The following is a 411-nucleotide window of genomic DNA, read 5'->3' as shown; positions in this document are numbered from 1 at the left end:
CGGCCGTTTCTATCGCGCGCCTCGCCCACCAGCCGGCCGGCCATCTTGCGCACATACTCCTTACGGGTGGCGAAGAAACCAACGTACGGCCCGCCGAAGGAGAGCGGCAGCCCTAGCGCCTGCCCATCGCCGACGACGATATCCGCGCCGTACTGGCCCGGCGGCTTAAGCAGGCCCAGCGAGACCGGGTCTGCCGAGACGCAGAACAATGCGCCGACGGCGTGGCATTGCGCCGCCAGGCCGTCTAGCCGCTCGATCTGGCCGAAGAAGTTGGGCGACTGGACGATGAAGATGAGCGTGTCCCGGTCAATGAGCTTTGCCGTGTCCTCCAAGCTGCGCGTCAGGTCGTCGTCGCCGATGATTTTCAGGCCCAGGCCCTGGGTGTAGGTGCGGACAACCTGGCGGTAATGC

General features: G+C 65.9%; 1 protein-coding gene. It reads right to left on the bottom strand.

Features of this window, described 5'->3' with window-relative positions:
• Positions 1–411, bottom strand: a 411-nt coding sequence (locus NZ585_14955; protein MCS7081330.1) for a glycine dehydrogenase, incomplete at both ends; no start/stop codon positions are given.

It is taken from the genome of Chloracidobacterium sp. (assembly GCA_025057975.1).
Taxonomy (GTDB): Bacteria; Acidobacteriota; Blastocatellia; order Chloracidobacteriales; family Chloracidobacteriaceae; genus Chloracidobacterium.
This window is presented reverse-complemented; position numbering and strand designations above follow the sequence as displayed.